Below are 20213 nucleotides of genomic sequence, written 5' to 3'. Positions count from 1 at the left end.
CGTCGACGGGGGTCCGTTATGGTCGTGGGCATGACCGAGGACACGTCGCGCGAGGAGTCGGAGGCCCGGGCCGAGCTCGAGCAGATCCGGCAGAGCATCGACAACATCGACGCCGCCCTGATCCACCTGCTCGCGGAGCGCTTCAAGTTCACCCAGAAGGTCGGGCGGCTGAAGGCGGCGCACGGGCTTCCGGCCGCCGACCTCGATCGCGAGGCGCGCCAGATCGCGCGACTGCGGTCGCTGGCGGAGGAGTCTCACCTGGATCCGGCGTTCGCCGAGAAGTTCCTGGGCTTCATCGTCGCCGAGGTCATCCACCACCACGAGCAGATCGCGAACGGCGCGGAGGCCTGAGTCCCGTCGGGCTCGCTGATCGAGTAGGTCGCGGAGCGGCCGTCTCGATATCCAGGTCTGCTGGAGTGGGTGGGTCTCGATACGCCCCTGCGGGGCTACTCGACCAGCACCGGGGGGCCTACGCCTCCGCGGGGCGGCCCAGGGCGCGCACCGAGGTGACGCGGCGGCGGGCGATCGCGGCGACCGTCAGCAGCAGGCCGAACAGCAGCCAGAGCACGAGGCCGACGACCGCGCCGCCGACGCCTCCGGTGCTCTCCACCACGCCCGACAGCGCGTTCTGCGCGGCCGACAGCGGCAGGAACCCGAGGGCGTCCTCGAACACGCCGGGCACCGTCGAGATGATGCCCGCGCCCAGCCCGATGACCGCGGCGAGCATCGCGAGGAAGCGCCCCACTCCGCCCAGCAGCGCCACGAGGCCCTGGTTGACGGAGGCGAACGACGCACCGACCAGCATCGACAGCAGGGCGAAGCCGACGAACGAGCCGGCGTCGAGATCGGCGACGAACTGCATCACGATCGCGACGGCGAGGCCCTGCACGAGCCCGATCCCGAGCGCCGGGGCGTAGGAGGAGAGGGCGAGCGCCGCGGAGGACCGGGTCGAGGTCAGCGCGCGGTGCGAGAACGCGGCGAGCACCAGGAACGAGGCCAGGGCGCCGAGCCAGAGGGCGATCGTGGTGAAGAACGGCACCGACGAGGCCCCGAACAGCGACGTGGAGCTGCTCGCGTTCTCGACGGGGTCCGCGACCACGTCGGCCAGGTTCTGCGACTCCGCCTCGGTGTAGGTCGGCAGCTGCGCGACGGCCGAGTCCAGGCCGGTGGCCAGGGTCCGCGTGCCGTCGGCGAGCTGCAGGGCTCCGTCCGAGACTCCGACGGCGCCCTCGGCGAGCTGGTCGGCTCCGTCGGCGGCCGAGGAGGCGCCGGTGGCGAGCTCGGCGGCGCCGTCGGCGGCCGAGGTCGCGCCGGTCGCCAGCTGGGCGGCTCCGGTCGCGGCGGCCGTGGCTCCGGTCGAGAGCTGGGCCGCTCCGGCGGCGGTCTGGTCGGCGCCGTCGGCGAGCTGTCCGAGGCCGGTCGAGAGCGACGCGACTCCGGTCGCGACCTGGCGGGCGCCGCCCGCGGCCTGCTGCGAGCCCGCGACGAGCGAGGGCGCCTCGGGGGTGCCGACGCGGACGCCCGTGTCGAGTGCCTGCGTCGCTCCCGCCGCAGTCGTGGTCAGCGCGACCGGGCCGTCGGCGGCGGTGAGGGCGTTCGCGACGATGCCGCTCGCGGCCAGGCACTGCGGGTCGGCGCAGCCCTCGAGGGCCTGCTGGAGTGCCGCGAAGGTCCCCGCGGTCGACTGCGCGGCGCCGCCCGAGAGCTGCGCGATCTGCTGGGTGCTCTCGCCGATCGTGACAGTGCTCGCGCTCAGCTGGTCGAGCCCGTCGGCGACCGCGGTCGCTCCGGTGCCCAGCTGTGCGGCGCCCGTCGCCGAGTCGCGCGCGCCGGTGGCGAGCTGCGTCACTCCGCCCGACAGCGCGGACGCGCCGGTGCCCAGCTGCGCCACTCCGCCCGACAGATCGGTCGCGCCGGTGCCCAGCTGCGCGACTCCGTCGGACAGCGCGGACGCGCCGGTCGACAGCTCGTCGATGCCGTCGGCGAGGGAGCTGGTGCCGTCGGCGAGCGAGGAGGCGCCCGTGCCGAGCTCGGTGGCTCCGTCGGCGAGCGTGCCCGCGCCCTCGGCAGCCTGCCCGATCTGCTCGTTCAGCGTGTTGAAGCCGACGTAGACGTTCTCGAGGTACGCGGTGGTGAGCTGCGTGTTCAGGAGGGACGTCGCGGTGCTCGTGACCGTCGCCGAGATCGCGTCGTCGACGAGCTTCGCCTTGTCGCTCGTGGCGATGTCGATGGTGGCCTTGGTCGCCGCCGCCGCGTCGCCCGCGTAGGAGGTCGCCGCCGCCGAGAAGTTGGAGGGGATGGTGACGACGGTGGCGTAGGAGCCGTCGGCGAGTCCCTCCGCCGCGTCGTCCTTGTCGGTGAGGACCCAGGTGAAGTTCGAGGTCGAGTCCGAGCCGGAGACGTTCGGCACGGGAGTGGGGGACGCGGTCGGTGTCTCCTCGGTGCCGCCCGTGACCAGGCCGGCCGCGAGCTGGCGCCCGAGCGGCACCGTCTGCCCGTCGAGATCGACCGGGGTGTCCTCGTTCACGACCGCGGCCGTCACCTGGTCGAGGCGCTGGGTCGGGTCCCACAGCGCCCAGACGAGCAGCCCGCCGATGGCGAGGGGGACCAGGACGATCCCGAGGAGGGTGAACCAGGACACCTTCTTGGCGCCGCGGGGGCGCTCGAGGGAGAAGAGAGCCATCTGTCAGAGGACCTTTGCGATCGCGCGGTCGGATGCCGCAGTCGGGACCGCGCGCACGTCGCGGTCGGAGGGGAGGAGGTCGTCGAGCGCGTCGGGCTCGACGGCGGAGGCGACGACGGTGAACGGGCGCTCGTGCTCGAGCGCGTGCGCCCGGGCGCCGTCGAGCTCGGCTCGCAGGTCGTCGCGCAGTCGCGGGTCGGTGACCGTGTCGACGTCGTCGAGCACGAGGAGCGCCGGGTGCGTCGAGAGCGCCGCGCGCACCTCCTCGATCGGATCGACGGCTCCGGCCAGGCGCACGAGCCCGACCCGGCTGCGCACCGCGGAGGCGCGGATCGGCACGACGAGTCCGTCGACCTTGAGGCGACCGGAGTCGGGGGCGAGCCGGCCCGCCAGCGTCAGCAGCAGGGCGGTGCGTCCCGAGCGGTGCGGTCCGTGCACGACGAGCGCGGCTCCGGTCGGCACGCGCACGGAGACGTCGGTGTAGAGCGGACCGTCGGGTCCGTCGAGCGAGAGGCCGTCGGCGGCGATCGCGTCGGTCGCTCCGGGCTCCGGCCAGTCGGCGAGCGCGAGCTCCTTCGTCAGGCCCTCGCCCTCCACGTCGAAGGAGGGGAGGATGCGGTCCAGCCAGCGCGGCATGTGCCACGCGCGGTCGCCGAGCAGGTGCAGGACCGCCGGGACCAGCGTCATCCGGACGATGAAGGCGTCGACGAACACGCCCACGGCCAGACCCAGCGCGATCGGCTTGATGTTCGTGTCGCCCTCGGGCACGAAGGCGGCGAAGACCGAGAACATGATGACCGCGGCCGCCGTGACGACCTTCGCCGAGCCGACGAAGCCCGACTCCACCGCCGCGCGCGCCGAGCGTCCGTGGACGTAGTCCTCGCGCATCCGCGAGACCAGGAAGACCTCGTAGTCCATCGCGAGCCCGAACAGCACGCCCATCAGGATGATCGGCATGAAGCTGATGATCGGGCCCGTCTTGTCGACGTGCAGGGCGTCGGCGAACCAGCCCCACTCGAAGACCGCGGCGACCGCGCCGAACGACGCGCCGACCGACAGCAGGTAGCCCAGCGTCGCCTTCAGCGGCACCCACAGCGAGCGGAACACCATGGTCAGCAGGACCAGGGAGAGGCCGACGACCAGGATGCCGAAGGGCAGCAGGGCGTTCGCGAGCGTGTCCGAGATGTCGATGCCGACCGCGGTCTGCCCGGTCACCGCGAGGTCGACGCCGTACTCCTCCTGGAAGTAGTCGTGCTTGTCGCGGATCTCGGCGACCAGCGCCTTGGTCTCCTCCGAGTCGGGGCCGCCCTCGGGGATCACCTGGATGATGCCGGTGTCGGCGGTCTCGTTGGGCGTGGCCAGCGGCACGGAGGCGACGCCGTCGAGGCCCTCGATCTCGGTCTTGAGGTCGGCCATCAGGCCCAGCGGGTCGGTCGAGCCGATGATGGTGCCGGTGACGATGAGGGGGCCGTTGTAGCCGTCGCCGAAGTTCTCGGCGAGCAGGTCGTAGGTGTCGCGGGCTGGCGTGCCCTCGGCCTGGTAGCCGGCGTCGGGCAGCGCGAGGCGCAGGCTCAGCGCCGGGATGCTCGCGACTCCGAGCACGCCGATCACGGCGATGATCGTGACGACCGGGAACCGGGTGACGGCGCGGACCCAGCCGCGGAAGAAGCCGCGCGGCACCTCGGCGTGCACGTGGGTGCCCGGCGAGGCGGGGGCGGCGTCGGGCTCGACCTCGGGGTCGGCGTGGGCTCCGGCGACCTGCTTCGCGGCCGCCGCCTTCTTCTTCGCGCGGCGCTCCTTCGGGCGCAGGCGCTCGCCGGCGAATCCGAGCAGCGCCGGAGTGAGGGTGAGCGCGATGACCACCGCGATCGCGACTCCGCCCGCCGCGGCGATGCCCATGGTCGTCAGGAACGGGATGTTCGCGACCGACAGGCCGACCAGCGCGATGATCACCGTGAGGCCGGCGAAGACCACCGCGGAGCCGGCGGTCGCGACCGAGCGCGCGGTCGACTCCTCCGGGTGCATGCCCTGCTTGAGCTGGTCCTGGTGGCGGCTGATGATGAAGAGGGCGTAGTCGATGCCGACCGCGAGCCCGAGCATCAGGGCGAGCAGCGGAGTCGTCGACGAGATCGACGCGAAGCGGGTCGCGATGAAGATGGCCGACATCGAGAGCGCGACGCCGAGCAGAGCGGTGACGAGCGGCATGCCGGCGGCGAGGAACGAGCCGAAGGTCAGGACCAGGACGACGAGGGCGACGATGAGGCCGATCGCCTCGGTGATCGTCACTCCGGGCAGGTTCTGCGAGAAGAGGTCGCCGCCGAGCGAGACGACGGTGCCGGCGGGCAGCGCCTCCTCGAGGGTCGTCGCCTCGGCCTGGAGGGCGTCGCGGGACTCCTCGGAGGTGGTGGTCGCCGAGCCCTCCATCTGCGCGGTGATGACGAGGGCGTTCCCCTCGTCCGAGATCGTGCCCTCGACGGTGTCGGAGTACGGGTCGGTGACCGCGGCCACGCCTTCGATGTCGGTGAGCGCGGCGACCGCGTCGCCGACGGGCCCCGTGATGTCCGCGTCCTCGACGCTGCCGCCGTCGGGAGCGACCACGACGTAGCGAGCGGAGGTGCCGCTGACCTGCGGGAACGTGCGCTCGAGCTGGTCGAGCGCGGTCTGCGACTCGGTGCCCGGGATCGAGAAGCTGTTGTCGGTGCCCTGGTTCAGCAGCACGGCGCCGCCTCCCGCGAGCACGACGACGGCGAGCCAGAGGACGGCGACGAGACGGTGGGCCTGGTAGACCCATCGCCCGAGTCGGTAGAGCAGCGACGACACGCGGTCTCCTGATGATCGAGGGGAGGAGGACGATACGACGGTGTACCCGATACACGAATGTATCCGATGCAGGAACGTATCCGATACAGTGATCCCGCTCAACGCCCCGTGACAGCTCTCGGAGAGGATCCAGGAATGACCGTGGTCGACGCTCCCGAGCAGTCCTCCCGACGCAGCCGCACCCGCGAGCGGCTGCTCGACGCGGCCTACGACGTCTTCGCCGAGACCGGCGTGCACTCGGCCTCGGTCGAGCAGGTGTCGGAGCGGGCCGGCTTCACCCGCGGCGCCTTCTACTCGAACTTCACCAGCAAGGAGGAGCTGTTCTTCGCCCTGATGGAGCGCGAGAACGGCGCCCGCCTCGCCGGGCTCGTCGAGCAGATGGGCCGCACCCTGCCCAAGCTCGCCGGCACCGCGGAGCCGCTGACCGCCGAGGCGCTCGGCGCGGTGGTGCTCGACTTCCTGCACGGCCCCTTCGACGACGACCGCCGCTGGTGCCTGGTGCAGGCCGAGTTCGAGCTGCTGGCACTGCGCGACCCCGCCATCGCGACGCGCTACAGCGGGTTCCGGGCGCGCTTCGACGCCTCTCTCGTCGACATCATCGGCTCGGCTCTGCGGGAGGTCGGCCGGGACTTCGCGCTCGAGCCCACCGCCGCGGTCCGCCTCGTGCTGGCGAGCTACGAGGGCGCGGTGAAGCAGTCCCTCCTCGACGGCGACTCCGACGGCCAGAGTCTCGAGCGGATCCGCTCGTCCCTCACAGGAGTCGTGATCGCGGTCTCGACGCCGGTCTGAGCCCGCGGTCCCCGCCGGCCCCCGCGCGCGGCGAAGATGGACCCATGGAACTGCGTCAGCTCGAACACTTCCTCGCCGTGGCGAAGGAGCAGCACTTCACCCGCGCCGCGAGCGCGCTGCAGATCTCGCAGTCCGGGCTCTCGGCCTCCATCCGCGCGCTCGAGAGTGAGCTGGGCAGTCCGCTGTTCACCCGCAGCACCCGGCGCGTGGAGCTGACGTCCGCCGGCCGGGCGATGCTCGAGGAATCGGAGCGGTCGGTGGCGAGCGCCCTCGCGGCGCGCGACGCGGTGCGGGCGGTGCAGGGAGTGCTGCGCGGGAGCCTCGCGGTCGGCACGGAGGAGTGCCTGGGCGGCGTGCACCTGCCGCGCGAGCTCGCGACGTTCCGCGGCGAGCATCCGGGAGTCGCGTTGCGGCTGACGCACGACGGGTCCGGTGCTCTGCTCGACGCGGTGGCCGCCGGCCGGCTCGATCTGGCGCTCGTCGCCGACATCGGAGCGACGCCCGCGGGCGTGCGGACTCTGCCGCTCGCGAGCGAGGGCTTCGCGGTCCTGACGCACCCCGATCATCCGCTCGCCGACCGCGCGGTGTGCCGCGTGCCCGATCTCGTCGGCGAGACGATCGTGGGGCTGCAGGGGCACTGGGGCGCGAGCCACCTGGCCGCGCAGGCGTTCGCCGAGCACGGTCTGGCGTTCGAGGTCGAGCTCGAGGTGAACGACGTGCACACGCTGCTCGACCTGGTCGGCTACGGCATGGGCGTCGCGGTGGTGCCGGCGCACTTCGCCGAGAAGCGGCCGGAGGCGCTGACCGCGGTGCCGCTCGAGGATCCGCTGCTGGTCTGGCGCACGATGGTGGCGGTTCCGGAACGGCCGACCGCGGCGGCGCGCGCCTTCGTGTCGGCGCTGCCGTCGCCGTCCGCGGTGCCGGTCGAGTAGCCCCGCAGCGAGTCCGGCGGTGGTGGATCTCGATACGCCCGCTGCGCGGGCTACTCGATCAGCAGGTGCTCCCTGCTGGTCGAGCAGCCCCGGAGGGGCGTATCGAGAGCCCGCCCGCCACTCAGTCGAGCGACGCGAGCTCCTCCGGGGTCAGCTCCAGGTCGGCCGCCGTGGCCGAGTCGCGGATGCTCTCGGGACGCGACGAGCCCGGGATCGGCAGCACGATCGGCGCCTTCGCCAGCTCCCACGCCAGGCAGACGACCTGCGGCGAGACTCCGTGCGCCTCGGCGACGGTCGCGAACGCCGAGTAGCGCGAGCCCAGCTCGGCCGCCGACGAGATGCCGCCGAGCGGACTCCACGGCAGGAACGCGATGCCCAGCTCGGCGCAGAGCTCGAGCTCCGGCTCGCTCGAACGGAACGACGGCGAGAACTGGTTCTGCACCGAGACGAGGCGCTCGCCGAGGATCCCGTGCGCCTCCCGGATCTGCGCCGGGTCGGCGTTCGAGATGCCCGCGCGCACGATGACGCCCTCGTCGAGCAGCTCGACGAGCGCTCCGATCGAGTCGGCGTACGGCACCGACGGGTCGGGCCGGTGGTACTGGTACAGCCCGATCGCCTCGACCCCGAGACGCTGCGCGGACGCGCGGGCCGCCTCCTTCAGGTGCTCGGGACGCCCGTCCTGCGTCCACACGCCGTGCTCGGGGCGCAGGTGCCCGCCCTTCGTGGCGACGAGGACGCCGGAGGTGTCGCCGCCGTAGCCCTGCAGCGCCTCGGCGATCAGCAGCTCGTTGTGTCCGAGGTCGTCCTCTCCGCCCAGGTGGTAGGCGTCGGCGGTGTCGATCAGGGTGACGCCGGCGTCGAGCGCCGCGTGGATCGTGGCGATCGACCGGTCGCGGTCCGGACGGCCCTCGATCGACATCGGCATGCCGCCGAGGCCGATCGCTCCGACGGTGATGTCGCCGAGTGCGCGCTGCTTCATGAGTCCTCTTCGTTCGTGGGGAGGGAGTGGGGGAGTCGCGACGTCACCAGGCGTAGTCCTCGGGCGCCGTCCGGTGCCCGGGGAAGATCTCGTCGAGGCGCGCCAGGTCGTCGGAGTCGAGCGAGACGTCGACCGACGCGACCGCGCTCTCGAGCTGCTCCATGGTGCGCGGGCCCGTGATCGGCCCGGTCACGCCGGGCTGGTGCAGGAGCCACGCGAGCGCGAGCTCGCCCGGCGCGACGCCGCGCTCGCGGGCGAACGCCTCGTACTGCTCGAGCGCCGGGCGGTTCTTCTCGATCGCCTCGGCGGACCGGCCCGCGTTGCGTCGGCTGCCCGACTCCGTCTTCTCGATCACTCCGCCCAGCAGCCCGCCCTGCAGCGGCGACCACGGGATCACGCCGAGCCCGTAGTGCAGCGCGGCCGGCAGCACCTCGCGCTCGATGTCGCGGGTGAGCAGGTTGTAGATCGACTGCTCCGAGGCGAGGCCGGTGAAGTGCCGCGATCGGGCCGCCTCCTGCGCCTGGGCGATGTGCCAGCCGGCGAAGTTGCTCGAGCCGACGTACAGGACCTTGCCCTGCTGCACGGCGACCTCCATCGCCTGCCAGATCTCGTCCCACGGCGTCGAGCGGTCGACGTGGTGGAACTGGTAGAGGTCGATGTGGTCGGTCTGCAGACGGCGCAGGCTGTCGTCGAGGGCGCGGCGGATGCTGAGCGCCGAGAGGCGCCCGCCGTTGGGCCAGGAGTCGCGGCCGCGCTCGGCGCCGGGCGCCGCGTACTGCTCCATGTCGCCGTAGACCTTGGTCGCCAGCACGGTGCGCTCGCGGCGCTCGCCGCCCTGCGCGAACCAGCGGCCGACGATCTCCTCGGTGCCGCCGCGGCTCCCCTCGCCGCCGTAGACGTTGGCGGTGTCGAAGAAGTTGACGCCCAGCTCCTGCGCTCGGTCCATGATCGCGAACGAGTCGGGCTCGCTGGTCTCGGGTCCGAAGTTCATGGTGCCGAGGACGGCGCGGGAGACGGACAGGCCGGTGCGGCCGAGATTCGTGTACTGCATGCTCCCATCCCACGCCGCCCGGGCCCCCGTGTCCAACAGGGGCTCGTCATGGCATTCAGCGGCGGCGGAGGTCAATGCGACGCGGTGCGGGGCGGCGCCGTCGGGCGGAGGCCGCGTTAGAGTCGCCGGGTGGCACGGCAGACGACGACCCAGCGCATCCTGATCGCCCTCTCCTCGACGCTCCTGCTGGCGGGGTGCACGTCGCCGGCCCCGAGCCCGAGCGCTCCGGCCGAGACACCGGCCGCGACGACGGAGCCCGCCGCCGCTCCGCGTCCCGTGCCGAGCGAGGTGCTCGCGCCGGTTCCGCTGGCGGGCGCCTCCGGATCGACGCCGTCGACGGGCTCCTGCGCCTCGGCCGCTGCCGCTCCCTCGGGCTCGATCGGCGACGTCGACCTCGAGTCCGTCCGCGACAGCGGTCCGAAGACCGGCGCGACCGGCACCGCCACGAGCGCGACCGACGGGAGCCCCGCCTCCTACCTCGTGGCCGGAGGCGACATCAGCGCCGAGATCGCCGAGCGGTTCTGCGTCAGCCCCGAGTTCCTCGACGCGCTCAACTCGGTGCGCCGCGACGGGGTCGGCATCGACTCGCTCTACGCGGGCGACACACTCAACCTGAGCCCGTCGACCGTGCTGAGCGTCGGCGACCAGAACGGCCGGGTCCTCGACAACGACGCCCCGAGCCCGCTGCCCGAGCAGGAGGACTGACCGCGCGTCAGGCCGCGACGAGGCCCACGAGCGCCGCCGTGACGGCGACGGAGGCGGCGAGCCCCACTCCGCGCCGGCCGACCTTCTCGCCCTCGGCGAGCCAGGGCAGCGACTCCCAGCGCAGAGCGGCCCCGGCGGCGGCGGCCGCGGTGACCGCGACGAAGACGAACCACGGAGCGAGCGTCACCGCGGTCCAGTCGGCGAAGACCCGGACGAGCGCGAGCACGAGCACCGCGTCGACCAGGTGCGAGAGCAGGCGGAGGCGGTCCCGGGCGAGCAGCTTCCGGAACCGGCGCAGCGGCACCGCGGCCAGGGCGGTGCGTCCGACGACGGAGACGGTGATGACGAGTGCGACGAGCGTGGCGAGGATCACGGCTCCTCCTCCAGGACGTGGGCGAGCAGATCCAGACCGACGTCGTCGACCGAGGTGGCGGTGCTGCCGCTGACGAAGACGGCGATGCCGCGCTCGCGGTCCATCGCGAGCATCGTCGAGTAGCCGGACGTGCCTCCGTTGTGCCACGTCGTCAGGCGGCCGCCGACCGCCTCGGAGGTGAACCACGCGAGGCCGACGCGACCCGACCCCCCGGCGTCGTACCGCGGTGCGAGCACCTCGTCGGCCGCGACTCCGAGCGCCGGATCGTCGGTGAGCAGCGCCTGCGCGTACCGGGCCATGTCGGCCGCGGTCGAGCGCACGCCTCCCGCGGGGGCGTAGCCGTCCATCGCCCAGGCGTCGACGGAGCGGCCGCTCGCGGCGTACCCGGTCGGAGCGTCCGGTCCGAGTGCGTCGACGGTCGTCGGGACGCGGCTGCCGGTCATGCCGAGCGGCGCGAAGATCCGGTCCTGCACGAGATCGGCGTAGTCGCTCCCCTCCGCCCTCGCGAGGGTCTGGCCGAGCACTGCGGCGCCCAGGTTCGAGTAGAGGAACGGCTCGTCGACACTCGAGGCGTCGGCCGCGTGGCGAAGGACGTCGTCGGCGGCGTAGCCCGCATAGGGATCGGTTCCGCGCAGCTGCGCGAGCAGCGACCGCCCGATCGTGCCGAGTCCGCTCGACAGGCGCGGCAGTCCGGAGGTGTGCGTCGCGAGCTCCTCGAGCGTGCCGTCGAAGTCGCCGACGTCGGCGTGATCGGCGGCCCGGTCCTCGAGCGCGACGGTGCCGGCCGCGGCGCTCTGCGCGAGCAGGAGTGCGGTGATGGTCTTGGTGACGGAGCCGATCTCGACCTCTGTCGTTTCGTCCGCGCCGAAGCCGGCGAAGCGCACGCCGTCCGGAGTGACGACCGCGGCGACGATCTCATCGCGCACGCCGTCGCCGAGGTTGTCGCCGATCCAGCTCGCGAGCTCGGCGTCGCCGGTCGTCTCGGGGGAGAGGGACGGAGTCGGTGGGCGGAGGAGGACGCCGGCGGCGAGGACCGCGACGGCGGCGGTGGCGGCGATCGCGAGACGGCTGCGGCGGGTCATCGGGGACCTCCGGAGGCGAGCAGGATCACGAGCAGCGGGACGAGGCGCTCCGGAGGGACGCCGTAGCGTCCGCGTCCGCGCGCCTCGAGCCAGCCGGCCGCGACGAGCTGGTTGACGTGGTGGTAGATCTGACCCGTCGTGCCGGCGCCCTCGCTCTCGGCGAGCTGCGCGACCGTCTCGACTCCGCCCGCGACGGCCTGGAGGAAGCGCAGACGCACCGGACTGCCGAGGGCCGCGAGCGCAGCGGGGCCGGGGCTGGCGCCCCAGTCGCGCTCGAAGAACGCGTCGGTGGTGAGCCCGTACTGCCACTCGACCGGGCCGGCCGGAGTGCCGACGGTGCCCGCGAAGACGACGCCGCCGGGAGGAGGGAGCCGGTCGCGGAGGGCGGTGAGGACCCAGAGCGGGTCGTCGTGCGGGGCGCCGGGTGCCGTGGCGACGACTCCGCCCGCTTCGAGCCGGTCGAGGCGCGCGCGGAGCTCGTCGAGCTCGGCGGCGAGGTCGCGGGAGGTCATGCCTCCACTCTTGCAACTATTCCGTAATAACGGAACCCTCGTGCGCGCCCCTCCTTCAAAAGTTGCGGGAAGCGCGCGCGGTCACCGCAACTTCTGCGGAAGCGAGCGGGCGGGAGCCCGCGCGTCGCACTGAGTCCCTCGATTCCTCAGAAGTCGTCGTACTCGAGCCCCGGTACGACGACTTCTGGACAGTGGATGGCGCGACGGCCTCGGAGGCGCGCCCACTCTCCAGAAGTTGCGGGAAGCGCGCGCGTTCACCGCAACTTTTGGCGAAGCGCGCCGACCGGCAGCCCCGAGCGCGCGCCCACTCTCCAAAAGTTGCGGGAAGCGCGAGCCGTTACCGCAACTTCTGCGGAAGCGGGCACGCAGGAGCCCGCGCGGCGATCCTCCGGAAGTCGGCGGAACCGCGCACGCTCACCGCAACTTCTGCGGAAGCGGCGCAGCCCTCAGCCGAAGTGCTTCGGCAGCACCGCGCTGTTCACCGTGCGCAGCTCCGCGAGCGGCAGCGTGAACAGCCCCTGCACCTCGACGGCCGGAGTCGCCGCATCCGTCACGCCGATGCGCAGCACGGGATACCCGCGCCCCTCGCAGAGCCCGCGGAACTTCACGTCGTCCTCGCGCGGCACCGACACCAGCACGCGGCCGGTCGACTCCGAGAAGAGGGCGGCCGTCGCGTCGACCCCGTCGCGCTCCATCAGCTCGTCGAGCCAGATCCGCACGCCCACGCCGAAGCGCAGGGCCGACTCGGCGACCGCGACGACGAGCCCGCCGTCGGCGAGGTCGTGGGCGGAGGCGATCAGCGACTCCCGCGCGCCCGCCGCGATCAGCTCGGCGAGGGCCTTCTCCTGGCCGAGGTCGAGCTCGGGCGGCAGGCCGCCCAGGTGGTCGTGCACGGTGCCGGCCCAGGCCGAGCCGTCGAGCTCGTCGCGGGTCGTACCCAGGAGGTAGACGTTGTCGCCCTCGTCCTGCCAGCCCGAGGGGATGCGGCGCGCGACGTCGTCGATCACGCCGAGCACGCCGACGACCGGCGTCGGGAAGATGGGCACGTCGCCGGTCTGGTTGTAGAACGAGACGTTGCCGCCCGTGACGGGGATCTCGAGCTCGAGGCAGGCGTCGGCGAGGGCGGTGACCGCCTCGCGGAACTGCCACATGACCTCGGGGTTCTCGGGGCTGCCGAAGTTCAGGCAGTCCGAGACGGCGACGGGGGAGGCGCCGGTGACGGCGACGTTGCGGTACGCCTCGGCCAGCGCGAGGCGGGCGCCCTGCGCCGGGTCGAGCTGGCACCAGCGGCCGTTGGCGTCGGTCGCGACCGCGAAGCCGAGGCCCGACTCCTCGTCGACGCGGACCATGCCGCCGTCGTCGGGGTAGCTGAGGGCCGTGTTGCCGAGCACGTAGCGGTCGTACTGCGAGGTGATCCAGCTCTTGTCGGCGAGGTTCGCCGAGCCCAGCAGGGCGAGGGTCTCGGCGCGCAGGCCGTCGCCGGACGTCTTCCGCGGCAGGCGCGAGGACGAGTCGGCCTGCAGCGCGTCGAGCCAGGCCGGGTACTCGAGGGGGCGCTCGTAGACCGGTCCGTCGACCGCGACGGTGCGCGGGTCGACGTTGACGATCTCCTCGCCGTGCCAGTTGATGATCAGGCGGCCGGAGTCGGTGACCTCGCCGAGCACGCTGGTCTCGACGTCCCACTTGCCGACGACCTCGAGGAACGCGTCGAGCTTCTCGGGCGTGACGACCGCCATCATGCGCTCCTGCGACTCCGACATGAGGATCTCCTCGGCCGTGAGCGAGGGGTCGCGCAGCAGCACCGAGTCGAGCTCGATGAACATGCCGCCGTCGCCGTTGGAGGCGAGCTCGGAGGTCGCGCACGAGATGCCGGCCGCGCCGAGGTCCTGGATGCCCTCGACGAGGTCGCCGCGGAACAGCTCGAGGCAGCACTCGATGAGCACCTTCTCGGCGAACGGGTCGCCGACCTGGACGGCCGGGCGCTTGGTCGGTCCGCCGTCGGCGAAGGTGTCGGAGGCGAGGATCGACGCGCCGCCGATGCCGTCGCCGCCCGTGCGCGCCCCGAAGAGCACGACCTTGTTGCCGACTCCGCGGGCGTTCGCGAGGTGCAGGTCCTCGTGGCGCAGCACTCCGACCGCGAGGGCGTTCACGAGCGGGTTGCCCTGGTAGACGGAGTCGAAGTAGGTCTCGCCGCCGATGTTGGGCAGGCCGAGGCAGTTGCCGTAGAAGGAGATGCCGGCGACCACGCCGTGCACGACGCGCGCCGTGTCGGGGTCGTCGATCGCTCCGAAGCGCAGCGCGTCCATGACCGCGACGGGCCGAGCGCCCATCGAGATGATGTCGCGGACGATGCCGCCCACTCCGGTCGCCGCGCCCTGGAACGGCTCGATGTAGCTCGGGTGGTTGTGGCTCTCGATCTTGAACGTGACGGCCCAGCCTTCGCCGACGTCGACCACTCCGGCGTTCTCGCCCATGCCGACCATGAGGTTCTTCTTCATGGCGGGGGAGACCTTCTGCCCGAACTGGCGGAGGTACATCTTCGACGACTTGTAGGAGCAGTGCTCGCTCCACATCACCGAGTACATCGCCAGTTCGCCGCTCGTAGGGCGCCGGCCGAGGATCTCGCGGATGCTCGCGTACTCGTCGGGCTTGAGGCCGAGGGCCGCGTACGGCTGCTCCTTCTCGGGAGTCGCCTCCGCGTTCGCGGTGGTGTCGGGGACGGCGATGCGGCTCTGTGCCATGTGCTCGAGGCTCCTGGAGAGGGGGCGGGGGATGCGGGTCGATCCTACCGGCCGCCGCCCGCGCGGCCCCGGCCGGGAGGCGTGACCGCGGGGGCCTCCCGCGACGTCTCGGCGGCCGCACCCAGCGCATAGGATCGCCGGATGAAGTGGGCGGCTCTCCTCGTGACCGTCCTCTGGGGTCTCGTGCAGTGCTTCGGCAACCTGACCGCCGCGAACGTCAACTCGGACGAGCCCGTCTACCTCTCCGCCGGCTGGGACTACCTGCACGGCGACGTGAGCGCGAACCTCGAGCACCCGCCGACCGCCAAGTACGTGCTCGGCCTCGCGCAGCTCCTCCTGGGCGAGGGGCTGTTCGCCGGCCGCCTCGCCGCCGCGGCCGCGACGTTCCTCACCGGCGCGATCCTCTGGTTCTGGCTGAAGCGCGAGCTGGGCTTCGTCCTCGCCCTGATCCCGGCCGGTCTCTTCCTCCTCCTTCCCCGCTCGAGCGCGGGAGGACCGGGGCGGATCGACCGCTTCGCGATCCTCGAGCCGTTCATGATCCTGTTCGCCGTCGCCGCGATGGCGGCCGCGTGGGCGTGGGCCCGGCGGGAGGGCGCGCGCGCCTGGCTGATGCCGCTCGCGGGCGCGCTCCTCGCCCTCTCGGTCACGTCGAAGCTCACGACGGCGGTGCTCGCGCCGGTCGTGCTGATCCCGCTGCTGATGGTCGGTCGGCGGAGTCGCCGGCGCGCGTGGCTCGGCGCCGCGAGCTTCTCCGCCGCCTTCCTCGTCACCGCCGTGCTCGCCTACCTGCCCGTGCATCCGGTGGAGGCGATCCGGTACCTGGTCGACTTCCAGTCCGAGCACAACGCCGACGGGCACCTGATCGACGTGGCGGGCGCCGCCTATGCCTTCCCGCCGTGGTGGGCGAACCTCTGGTTCACAGCGGTGGGCCTCGGAGTGCCGGCGCTCGCCGTGCTGCTCGCCGGACTGCTCCTGGCGCTGATCGCGCCGCGGCAGCGCGCGCTCGTGCTGTACCTCGGCTCGGCGACGGCGCTGCTGCTCGTCTTCCACCTGGCGATCAGCTCGGTCGCCCTTCCTCACTACTACGCCGTCTGGGCATGGCTGCTCTGCGCGCTCGCCGGAGTGAGCGTCGCGGAGGCGCTGCGCGGGCGCGTCTCCCTGCCGCCCCGGGTCGCCCGCGGGGTCGGGGCGGTCCTGCTGGCCGCCTCGGTCGTCATCGGGGCGACCTCGACGGTCGGGGTCCTGCAGGAGCGGCCGACCGGAGTCGCGCGCGTCGCCGACGCCCTCCGCGAGCGCGGTCTCGACGAGGGGCTGGTGCTCGTGCAGGGCATGTCCTCGGGCGTCTATGTCCCGTACCTCGGTGACCGGTACACGACCGATCCGGCGTCGGAGGGGATCGTCGCGATCGCGATCCAGGAGTCGGCCCGCTTCCCGGTCGACCCCGCGGTGACGGCCTACCTCGAGGGCCCCGGCGCCTCGGACGAGGTGCTGCAGCTCGACGGCCTGGACCTCGTGCTCACCCGCGGCCCGCTCGACTGACCCTCAGCGCGAGACGCAGGCTCCCGGATCGACGGCCGCGGTCAGCGACGGCGCCTCTGCGGCCACGGGCGACAGCACCGACAGCGGGATCGCGTAGCCCACGTTGTCCACCGACGCCGCCTTGCCGAACACGACCCCCGAGACCGTGCCCTCGAGCGAGAGCAGCGGGCCGCCGGAGTTGCCCTGGTTGACGACGGCCGCGAGCGTCAGCACCTCGCGCGAGGTGGGGGTGCCGTCGACCATCAGCGACACCGTGGCGTCGGAGGAGACCTGGGCGGATCCGAGCGTCAGCGGCCCGCCGAAGGGGTAGCCCGCGACCACCGCGTCGTCGCCCGCGGCGACCGCGTCGTCGAGCGCGAGCGGAGCGGCGGACAGGCCGTCGACCGCGACGACCGCCAGATCGGCGGCCGTGTCGACGTAGACCACGCGGCCGGTGCGCGGCGGCTCGCCCGGTGCCTCGACGACGGGCTCCGACACTCCGGCGACGACGTGGGCGTTGGTGATCACGCGGTCATCCGACACGACGAAGCCGCTGCCCGTCACTCCGACGTCGCAGGCCCAGGCCGTGCCCGAGACCCGCACGACGGAGTCGGAGGCGGTCGCCACCTCGGGGTCGTCGGTCGCGACGTCGGCGATGCTCGGCGCCTGCGTCGGGGCGTCGATCGCCTCGACGATCCACGACGTGCCCTCGTCGACGACCGTCGACTGGAGCTGCGCGAGGAAGCCGCGCACCGGATCCGGGGTCAGATCGTCGATGGTGCGGATGACGGTGGAGCCCGCGACCGAGGTGGTCACGAGCGGCACGCCCAGGAGCGAGACGGCCGAGGTGATCGCGATCCAGACGAGACCCGAGATCGCGACGCCCGCGACTCCTCCGGCGAGCCGATCGAGCACGCCGAGCTTCACCTTGTCGGCCCCGCGGCCGAACGCGGCGCCGATCGAGGCGCCGATCGCGTAGCCGATGCCGAGGCAGAGCACCGCGGTGCCGATCACGGCCAGGAGGCGCCATTCGCTCCCCGCGGCCCAGGCCGAGACGGCGGGCACCGCGAAGGAGGCGCCGATCGCGCCGGCGACGATGCCCGCGAGTCCGCCGGCGGTGCGGAGGAACCCGCGGCGCAGGCCGTCGACGAGCGCGCCGATCAGGCTCAGCACGACGATGACGTCGACGATCACGGATGCACCCACGCGGACCTCCAGGTTGGGGGGTCCTCCAGCATGACCGACGCCGCATGCGGGGACGCCCGGAGGAGCCTGCGAGTCGCGAGGCCTGCAGAAGCAAGGCTCAGCGTTCGGAACGGGGCGGTCGCGGCCCGGTTCCGGCTCTGAGCCTTATCTCTGCGGCGCCGAACGCCCTGCCGGATCAGAAGAACGAGATGCAGTACGGCTCCGCGACCGGTGCGAAGAAGCGGTCGACCCGCTCGCGGTCCTCCGGAGCCAGCACCACGGCGCCCGCGCGGGCGAGCGTCGACGGGCGGGCGGAGCCGAGCAGCAGCGTGCCGAGGTCGGCGACGTCGAGCTCGAGCACCGCGGCCTCGTCGGTGCGCTCGACGCGCCCCTCGCCGCCGTCGACCGTGATCCGGTAGCCGCCGTCGACGAGCCCGAGGGCGTCCCGCACCGCGATCACCAGCTCGCCGTCGCTCGTCCACGGACGCGCGCCGAACGCCGCCGCGACGTCGAGGACCCGGGTCCAGATCAGGTCGGCGACCGTGGTCACCTGCACCACGCGCGCGTCGCGCAGTGCCCAGGTGAGCGGGTCGTCGAGCGGAGCCATGTCCCACGTGACGGTCGACGCGAGGTCGACGGCGCCGAGGAAGCCCCAGAGGCCCAGGTACGCGTCCTCGGTCGCTGCGACGAGGTCGACGACCGCGAGCGTGCGGTCGTCGTCGTCCGGCCCGGTGGCGCGGTAGGTGACGTAGCCGTCGAGCACGCCGTCGGAGTCGAGGTGCACGGCCGAGCGGACCGAGGGTCCCGCCACGGTCTCGCCCGTCTCCATGCCGACCGCGTTGCCCGCGGCCCGCGACTGGCGCGTGATGGACCCCGGGGTGCGCGCGTGGAACGCCGCGAAGACCTCCTCGACGCGCGACTGCAACCACGGCGTCGAGACGACCTCGATGCGGCCGGCCGGCTCGACCTGCAGGGCGAAGCGCGGACCGGTGTCGACGCGGATCGAGCGGGTGAAGGCGGAGCGTCCGAAGCCGAAGCGGCGGTAGATGGAGGCCTCGCTGGCGGTCAGCAGCGCGACGGCGGCGCCGGCCTCGCGGGCGCGGTCGAGGTCGTCGGTGATCATGGCGCGCAGGATCCCGCGGCGCCGGTGGGTGGCCCGCACGGTCACCTGCGAGACGAGGTGCGCCGGGAGCTCGCGGCCGCGGCCGACCTGCAGCGTGCCGGGGAACGCGGCGTACGTGGCGACGGGGACCGCCGCTCCGTCCAGGCCCTCGGGGGCGTCGGAGTCGTGCACCGCGGTCAGGAAGCGCTGGTCGGCGACCATGTGCTCGGCCCAGTCGCGCCACTGCTCGGCCGAGTACTCCTTCTCATGGAACCCCGCGTTGATCGCGGTGCCCCAGGCTCGGGTGGCGGCGTCGGGGCCGCCCTCGGCGGTCAGTGCGGCGGGGAAGTGGCGGAAGTCGAGACCGGGGAGGGACATCCGACCAGCCTATTCACCGGCCCGTGCTCGCGGGGGCCGCGTCTCACAGCACGCCCCACCGCTTCTCCAGCGCAGCGTCCACCGCGACCGCCAGCTCCTCGACCCGCGCCGACGGGTCCGATGCCCGGAGCCTCTCCGCCAGCGCCGCGATCGCCGCGCGCCGCCGGGGCAGCGTCGCCGTGAACGCGCAGTCCCGCAGCACGCGAAGCAGCTCCTCCGTCGGCGCCTCCACGCGGGTGAGAACGGTGAGCCGTCGCTCGAACGGCGACTCCGGTGCGATCACCCGCAGGAACCCCTCCGGATCCTGGAACGCCGCCGGCGGGTCCGGCACCCGGGCGAGCAGCGCGAGGGCCGACGCCAGCCCGTCCAGGTCCGCCGCCGCCGCGAGCGCGTCCAGCCTCGAGTCCACATCCGCCCCCGGCCCCGCCCCGAGCACGACCGCGGCGAGCGCCTGCGCGTCGATCCGCCGCTCCTCCGCCTCGTCGGGCACCGTCCCGACGGCCGACCACCACGAGAGCAGCGGGGTCGCGGCGACCGCGAACCCTCCCGCCCGTCGCTCCAGCGCCACGTACAGGTCCTCCCGCGCCGCGAGCACGACGAGCGCGTCGACGTCGATCGCGAGCACCGTCCCCGAGGTCTCGGGCAGAACGAGGTGGCGACCCGACGGAGGAGTGAGCTCGGCGCGGGTCCGCGCGCCCGGCCCGCGCGTGCTCGCCTGCAGGATCGCGTCCTCCAGAGTCGGCTCCGCGCGTCGTCGTCCGCTTCCCAGCACCATGCCGTCACGCTACCGTCGCGGCATGACCCGCTACCTGGCGCTGCTGCGCGGAGTGAACGTCAACGGGCGCACGGTCCGCAGCGCCGACCTCGCCGCGGTCGTCGAGAGCATCGGCGGCGCGGGAGTGCGCACGGTCCTCGCGAGCGGCAACGCGGCCTTCGACTCCGACCGCGACCCCGCCGAGCTGAAGCCCGCCCTCGAGGCCGCGCTGGAGGAGCGCTTCGGCTACGACGCGTGGATCGTGCTCGTCGAGCAGGAGGCGCTCGCCGCGGTCGCCCGCGCGTACCCGTTCGAGCGGATCGACGACGTCGCGCATCCGTACGTCGTCTTCGGCTCGAGCGACGCCGCACTCGACGACGCCCTCGCCGCGATCGGCACGAACGACGTCGACCTTCTGCAGCGGGGCGCGGGAGTCCTCTACTGGCGCTGCCCGCGCGGCTCGTCCACGGACACCCCGGCGGCGAAGATCCTGGCCCGCGCCGCCTACCGTGCCACCACGACCACCCGGAACCTCCGCACGGTCGAGAAGCTCGCGACCGCCTGGAAGAATCCCTCACATATTGGTTAGGCTATCCTTACTCTCGGTCC

17 protein-coding genes are annotated in these 20213 nt (G+C 73.1%); 6 read left to right on the top strand and 11 right to left on the bottom strand.

Annotated elements, in window-relative coordinates:
* The first annotated feature begins 30 nt into the window (after positions 1–30).
* Positions 31–351: a chorismate mutase gene (locus ASF46_RS16655; protein WP_056869001.1), complete on the top strand. Its 321-nt coding sequence runs from the start codon at positions 31–33 to the stop codon at positions 349–351.
* 118 nt (positions 352–469) lie between these two features.
* Here the strand turns inward: ASF46_RS16655 and ASF46_RS16650 are convergent, their stop codons facing one another.
* Together ASF46_RS16650 and ASF46_RS16645 are read right to left on the bottom strand one after the other, a co-directional pair.
* Entirely contained in the window at positions 470–2683 is a 2214-nt protein-coding gene (locus ASF46_RS16650) for a YhgE/Pip domain-containing protein (protein ID WP_056868685.1), read from the bottom strand.
* 3 nt (positions 2684–2686) lie between these two features.
* Positions 2687–5503, bottom strand: a complete 2817-nt coding sequence (locus ASF46_RS16645) for an MMPL family transporter (RefSeq protein ID WP_082485628.1) — start codon at positions 5501–5503, stop codon at positions 2687–2689.
* Between the two features lie 135 nt (positions 5504–5638).
* Here ASF46_RS16645 and ASF46_RS16640 point away from each other — a divergent pair, with 135 nt between their 5' ends.
* Both ASF46_RS16640 and ASF46_RS16635 read left to right on the top strand, forming a co-directional pair.
* Entirely contained in the window at positions 5639–6292 is a 654-nt protein-coding gene (locus ASF46_RS16640) for a TetR/AcrR family transcriptional regulator (RefSeq protein ID WP_056868684.1), read from the top strand.
* A gap of 44 nt (positions 6293–6336) precedes the next feature.
* The gene (locus tag ASF46_RS16635) at positions 6337–7224 is read left to right on the top strand and encodes a LysR family transcriptional regulator (RefSeq protein ID WP_056868683.1); all 888 of its coding nucleotides are present in this window, start codon (positions 6337–6339) and stop codon (positions 7222–7224) included.
* A 121-nt stretch (positions 7225–7345) separates the two neighbouring features.
* Here the strand turns inward: ASF46_RS16635 and ASF46_RS16630 are convergent, their stop codons facing one another.
* Complete coding sequence (locus ASF46_RS16630; protein ID WP_056868682.1) at positions 7346–8203, bottom strand: aldo/keto reductase; 858 nt, start codon at positions 8201–8203, stop codon at positions 7346–7348.
* Between the two features lie 43 nt (positions 8204–8246).
* Positions 8247–9254, bottom strand: coding sequence for an aldo/keto reductase (locus ASF46_RS16625; RefSeq protein WP_056868681.1), 1008 nt, complete (start codon positions 9252–9254; stop codon positions 8247–8249).
* Positions 9255–9383: 129 nt separating this feature from the next.
* On the opposite strand from ASF46_RS16625, the gene ASF46_RS16620 reads away from it, so the two are divergent.
* Positions 9384–9959 carry a hypothetical protein gene (locus tag ASF46_RS16620; protein WP_056868680.1) on the top strand — a complete coding sequence of 192 codons (576 nt, stop codon included), beginning with the start codon at positions 9384–9386 and terminating at the stop codon, positions 9957–9959.
* 7 nt (positions 9960–9966) lie between these two features.
* Here ASF46_RS16620 and ASF46_RS16615 read toward each other — a convergent pair whose 3' ends face one another.
* From ASF46_RS16615 to purL, 4 genes are all read right to left on the bottom strand, one after another.
* Positions 9967–10332, bottom strand: coding sequence for a hypothetical protein (locus ASF46_RS16615; protein ID WP_056868679.1), 366 nt, complete (start codon positions 10330–10332; stop codon positions 9967–9969).
* On the bottom strand, positions 10329–11414 hold the full coding sequence (locus ASF46_RS16610; RefSeq protein ID WP_056868678.1) for a serine hydrolase domain-containing protein: 1086 nt from the start codon (positions 11412–11414) through the stop codon (positions 10329–10331). Before ASF46_RS16610 ends, ASF46_RS16615 begins: the two co-directional genes overlap by 4 nt.
* Positions 11411–11926, bottom strand: coding sequence for a winged helix-turn-helix domain-containing protein (locus ASF46_RS16605; RefSeq protein WP_056868677.1), 516 nt, complete (start codon positions 11924–11926; stop codon positions 11411–11413). Before ASF46_RS16605 ends, ASF46_RS16610 begins: the two co-directional genes overlap by 4 nt.
* Before the next feature lie 446 nt (positions 11927–12372).
* On the bottom strand, positions 12373–14667 hold the full coding sequence (purL, locus tag ASF46_RS16600) for a phosphoribosylformylglycinamidine synthase subunit PurL (protein WP_056868676.1): 2295 nt from the start codon (positions 14665–14667) through the stop codon (positions 12373–12375).
* Between the two features lie 141 nt (positions 14668–14808).
* Here purL and ASF46_RS16595 point away from each other — a divergent pair, with 141 nt between their 5' ends.
* The gene (locus ASF46_RS16595) at positions 14809–16206 is read left to right on the top strand and encodes an ArnT family glycosyltransferase (RefSeq protein WP_056868675.1); all 1398 of its coding nucleotides are present in this window, start codon (positions 14809–14811) and stop codon (positions 16204–16206) included.
* Between the two features lie 3 nt (positions 16207–16209).
* On the opposite strand, the gene ASF46_RS16590 is transcribed toward ASF46_RS16595, so the two are convergent.
* From ASF46_RS16590 to ASF46_RS16580, 3 genes are all read right to left on the bottom strand, one after another.
* Positions 16210–17391, bottom strand: a complete 1182-nt coding sequence (locus tag ASF46_RS16590; protein ID WP_056868674.1) for a MarP family serine protease — start codon at positions 17389–17391, stop codon at positions 16210–16212.
* A 175-nt stretch (positions 17392–17566) separates the two neighbouring features.
* A complete protein-coding gene (locus ASF46_RS16585) occupies positions 17567–18850 on the bottom strand; it encodes a GNAT family N-acetyltransferase (protein ID WP_056868673.1) in 1284 nt (427 codons plus the stop codon).
* 43 nt (positions 18851–18893) lie between these two features.
* Complete coding sequence (locus ASF46_RS16580; protein ID WP_056868672.1) at positions 18894–19625, bottom strand: DUF2254 family protein; 732 nt, start codon at positions 19623–19625, stop codon at positions 18894–18896.
* Positions 19626–19647: 22 nt separating this feature from the next.
* Between ASF46_RS16580 and ASF46_RS16575 the strand changes: the two genes are divergently transcribed.
* Positions 19648–20193: a DUF1697 domain-containing protein gene (locus tag ASF46_RS16575; protein ID WP_056868671.1), complete on the top strand. Its 546-nt coding sequence runs from the start codon at positions 19648–19650 to the stop codon at positions 20191–20193.
* The last annotated feature ends 20 nt before the right edge of the window (positions 20194–20213 follow it).

It is taken from the genome of Rathayibacter sp. Leaf296 (assembly GCF_001423045.1).
Classification (GTDB): domain Bacteria; phylum Actinomycetota; class Actinomycetes; order Actinomycetales; family Microbacteriaceae; genus Rathayibacter; species Rathayibacter caricis.
Note: the sequence above shows the minus strand (reverse complement) of the source record. Positions and strands in the feature narration are given on the sequence as shown.

Excerpts from the sequence above, each read along its gene's own strand:
- ASF46_RS16655 (WP_056869001.1), top strand. The coding sequence starts at position 31 with ATGACCGAGGACACGTCGCGCGAGGAGTCGGAGGCCCGGGCCGAGCTC.
- ASF46_RS16650 (WP_056868685.1), bottom strand. The coding sequence starts at position 2,683 with ATGGCTCTCTTCTCCCTCGAGCGCCCCCGCGGCGCCAAGAAGGTGTCC.
- ASF46_RS16640 (WP_056868684.1), top strand. The coding sequence starts at position 5,639 with ATGACCGTGGTCGACGCTCCCGAGCAGTCCTCCCGACGCAGCCGCACC.
- ASF46_RS16635 (WP_056868683.1), top strand. The coding sequence starts at position 6,337 with ATGGAACTGCGTCAGCTCGAACACTTCCTCGCCGTGGCGAAGGAGCAG.
- ASF46_RS16630 (WP_056868682.1), bottom strand. The coding sequence starts at position 8,203 with ATGAAGCAGCGCGCACTCGGCGACATCACCGTCGGAGCGATCGGCCTC.
- ASF46_RS16625 (WP_056868681.1), bottom strand. The coding sequence starts at position 9,254 with ATGCAGTACACGAATCTCGGCCGCACCGGCCTGTCCGTCTCCCGCGCC.
- ASF46_RS16610 (WP_056868678.1), bottom strand. The coding sequence starts at position 11,414 with ATGACCCGCCGCAGCCGTCTCGCGATCGCCGCCACCGCCGCCGTCGCG.
- ASF46_RS16605 (WP_056868677.1), bottom strand. The coding sequence starts at position 11,926 with ATGACCTCCCGCGACCTCGCCGCCGAGCTCGACGAGCTCCGCGCGCGC.
- purL (WP_056868676.1), bottom strand. The coding sequence starts at position 14,667 with ATGGCACAGAGCCGCATCGCCGTCCCCGACACCACCGCGAACGCGGAG.
- ASF46_RS16595 (WP_056868675.1), top strand. The coding sequence starts at position 14,809 with ATGAAGTGGGCGGCTCTCCTCGTGACCGTCCTCTGGGGTCTCGTGCAG.
- ASF46_RS16585 (WP_056868673.1), bottom strand. The coding sequence starts at position 18,850 with ATGTCCCTCCCCGGTCTCGACTTCCGCCACTTCCCCGCCGCACTGACC.
- ASF46_RS16580 (WP_056868672.1), bottom strand. The coding sequence starts at position 19,625 with ATGGTGCTGGGAAGCGGACGACGACGCGCGGAGCCGACTCTGGAGGAC.
- ASF46_RS16575 (WP_056868671.1), top strand. The coding sequence starts at position 19,648 with ATGACCCGCTACCTGGCGCTGCTGCGCGGAGTGAACGTCAACGGGCGC.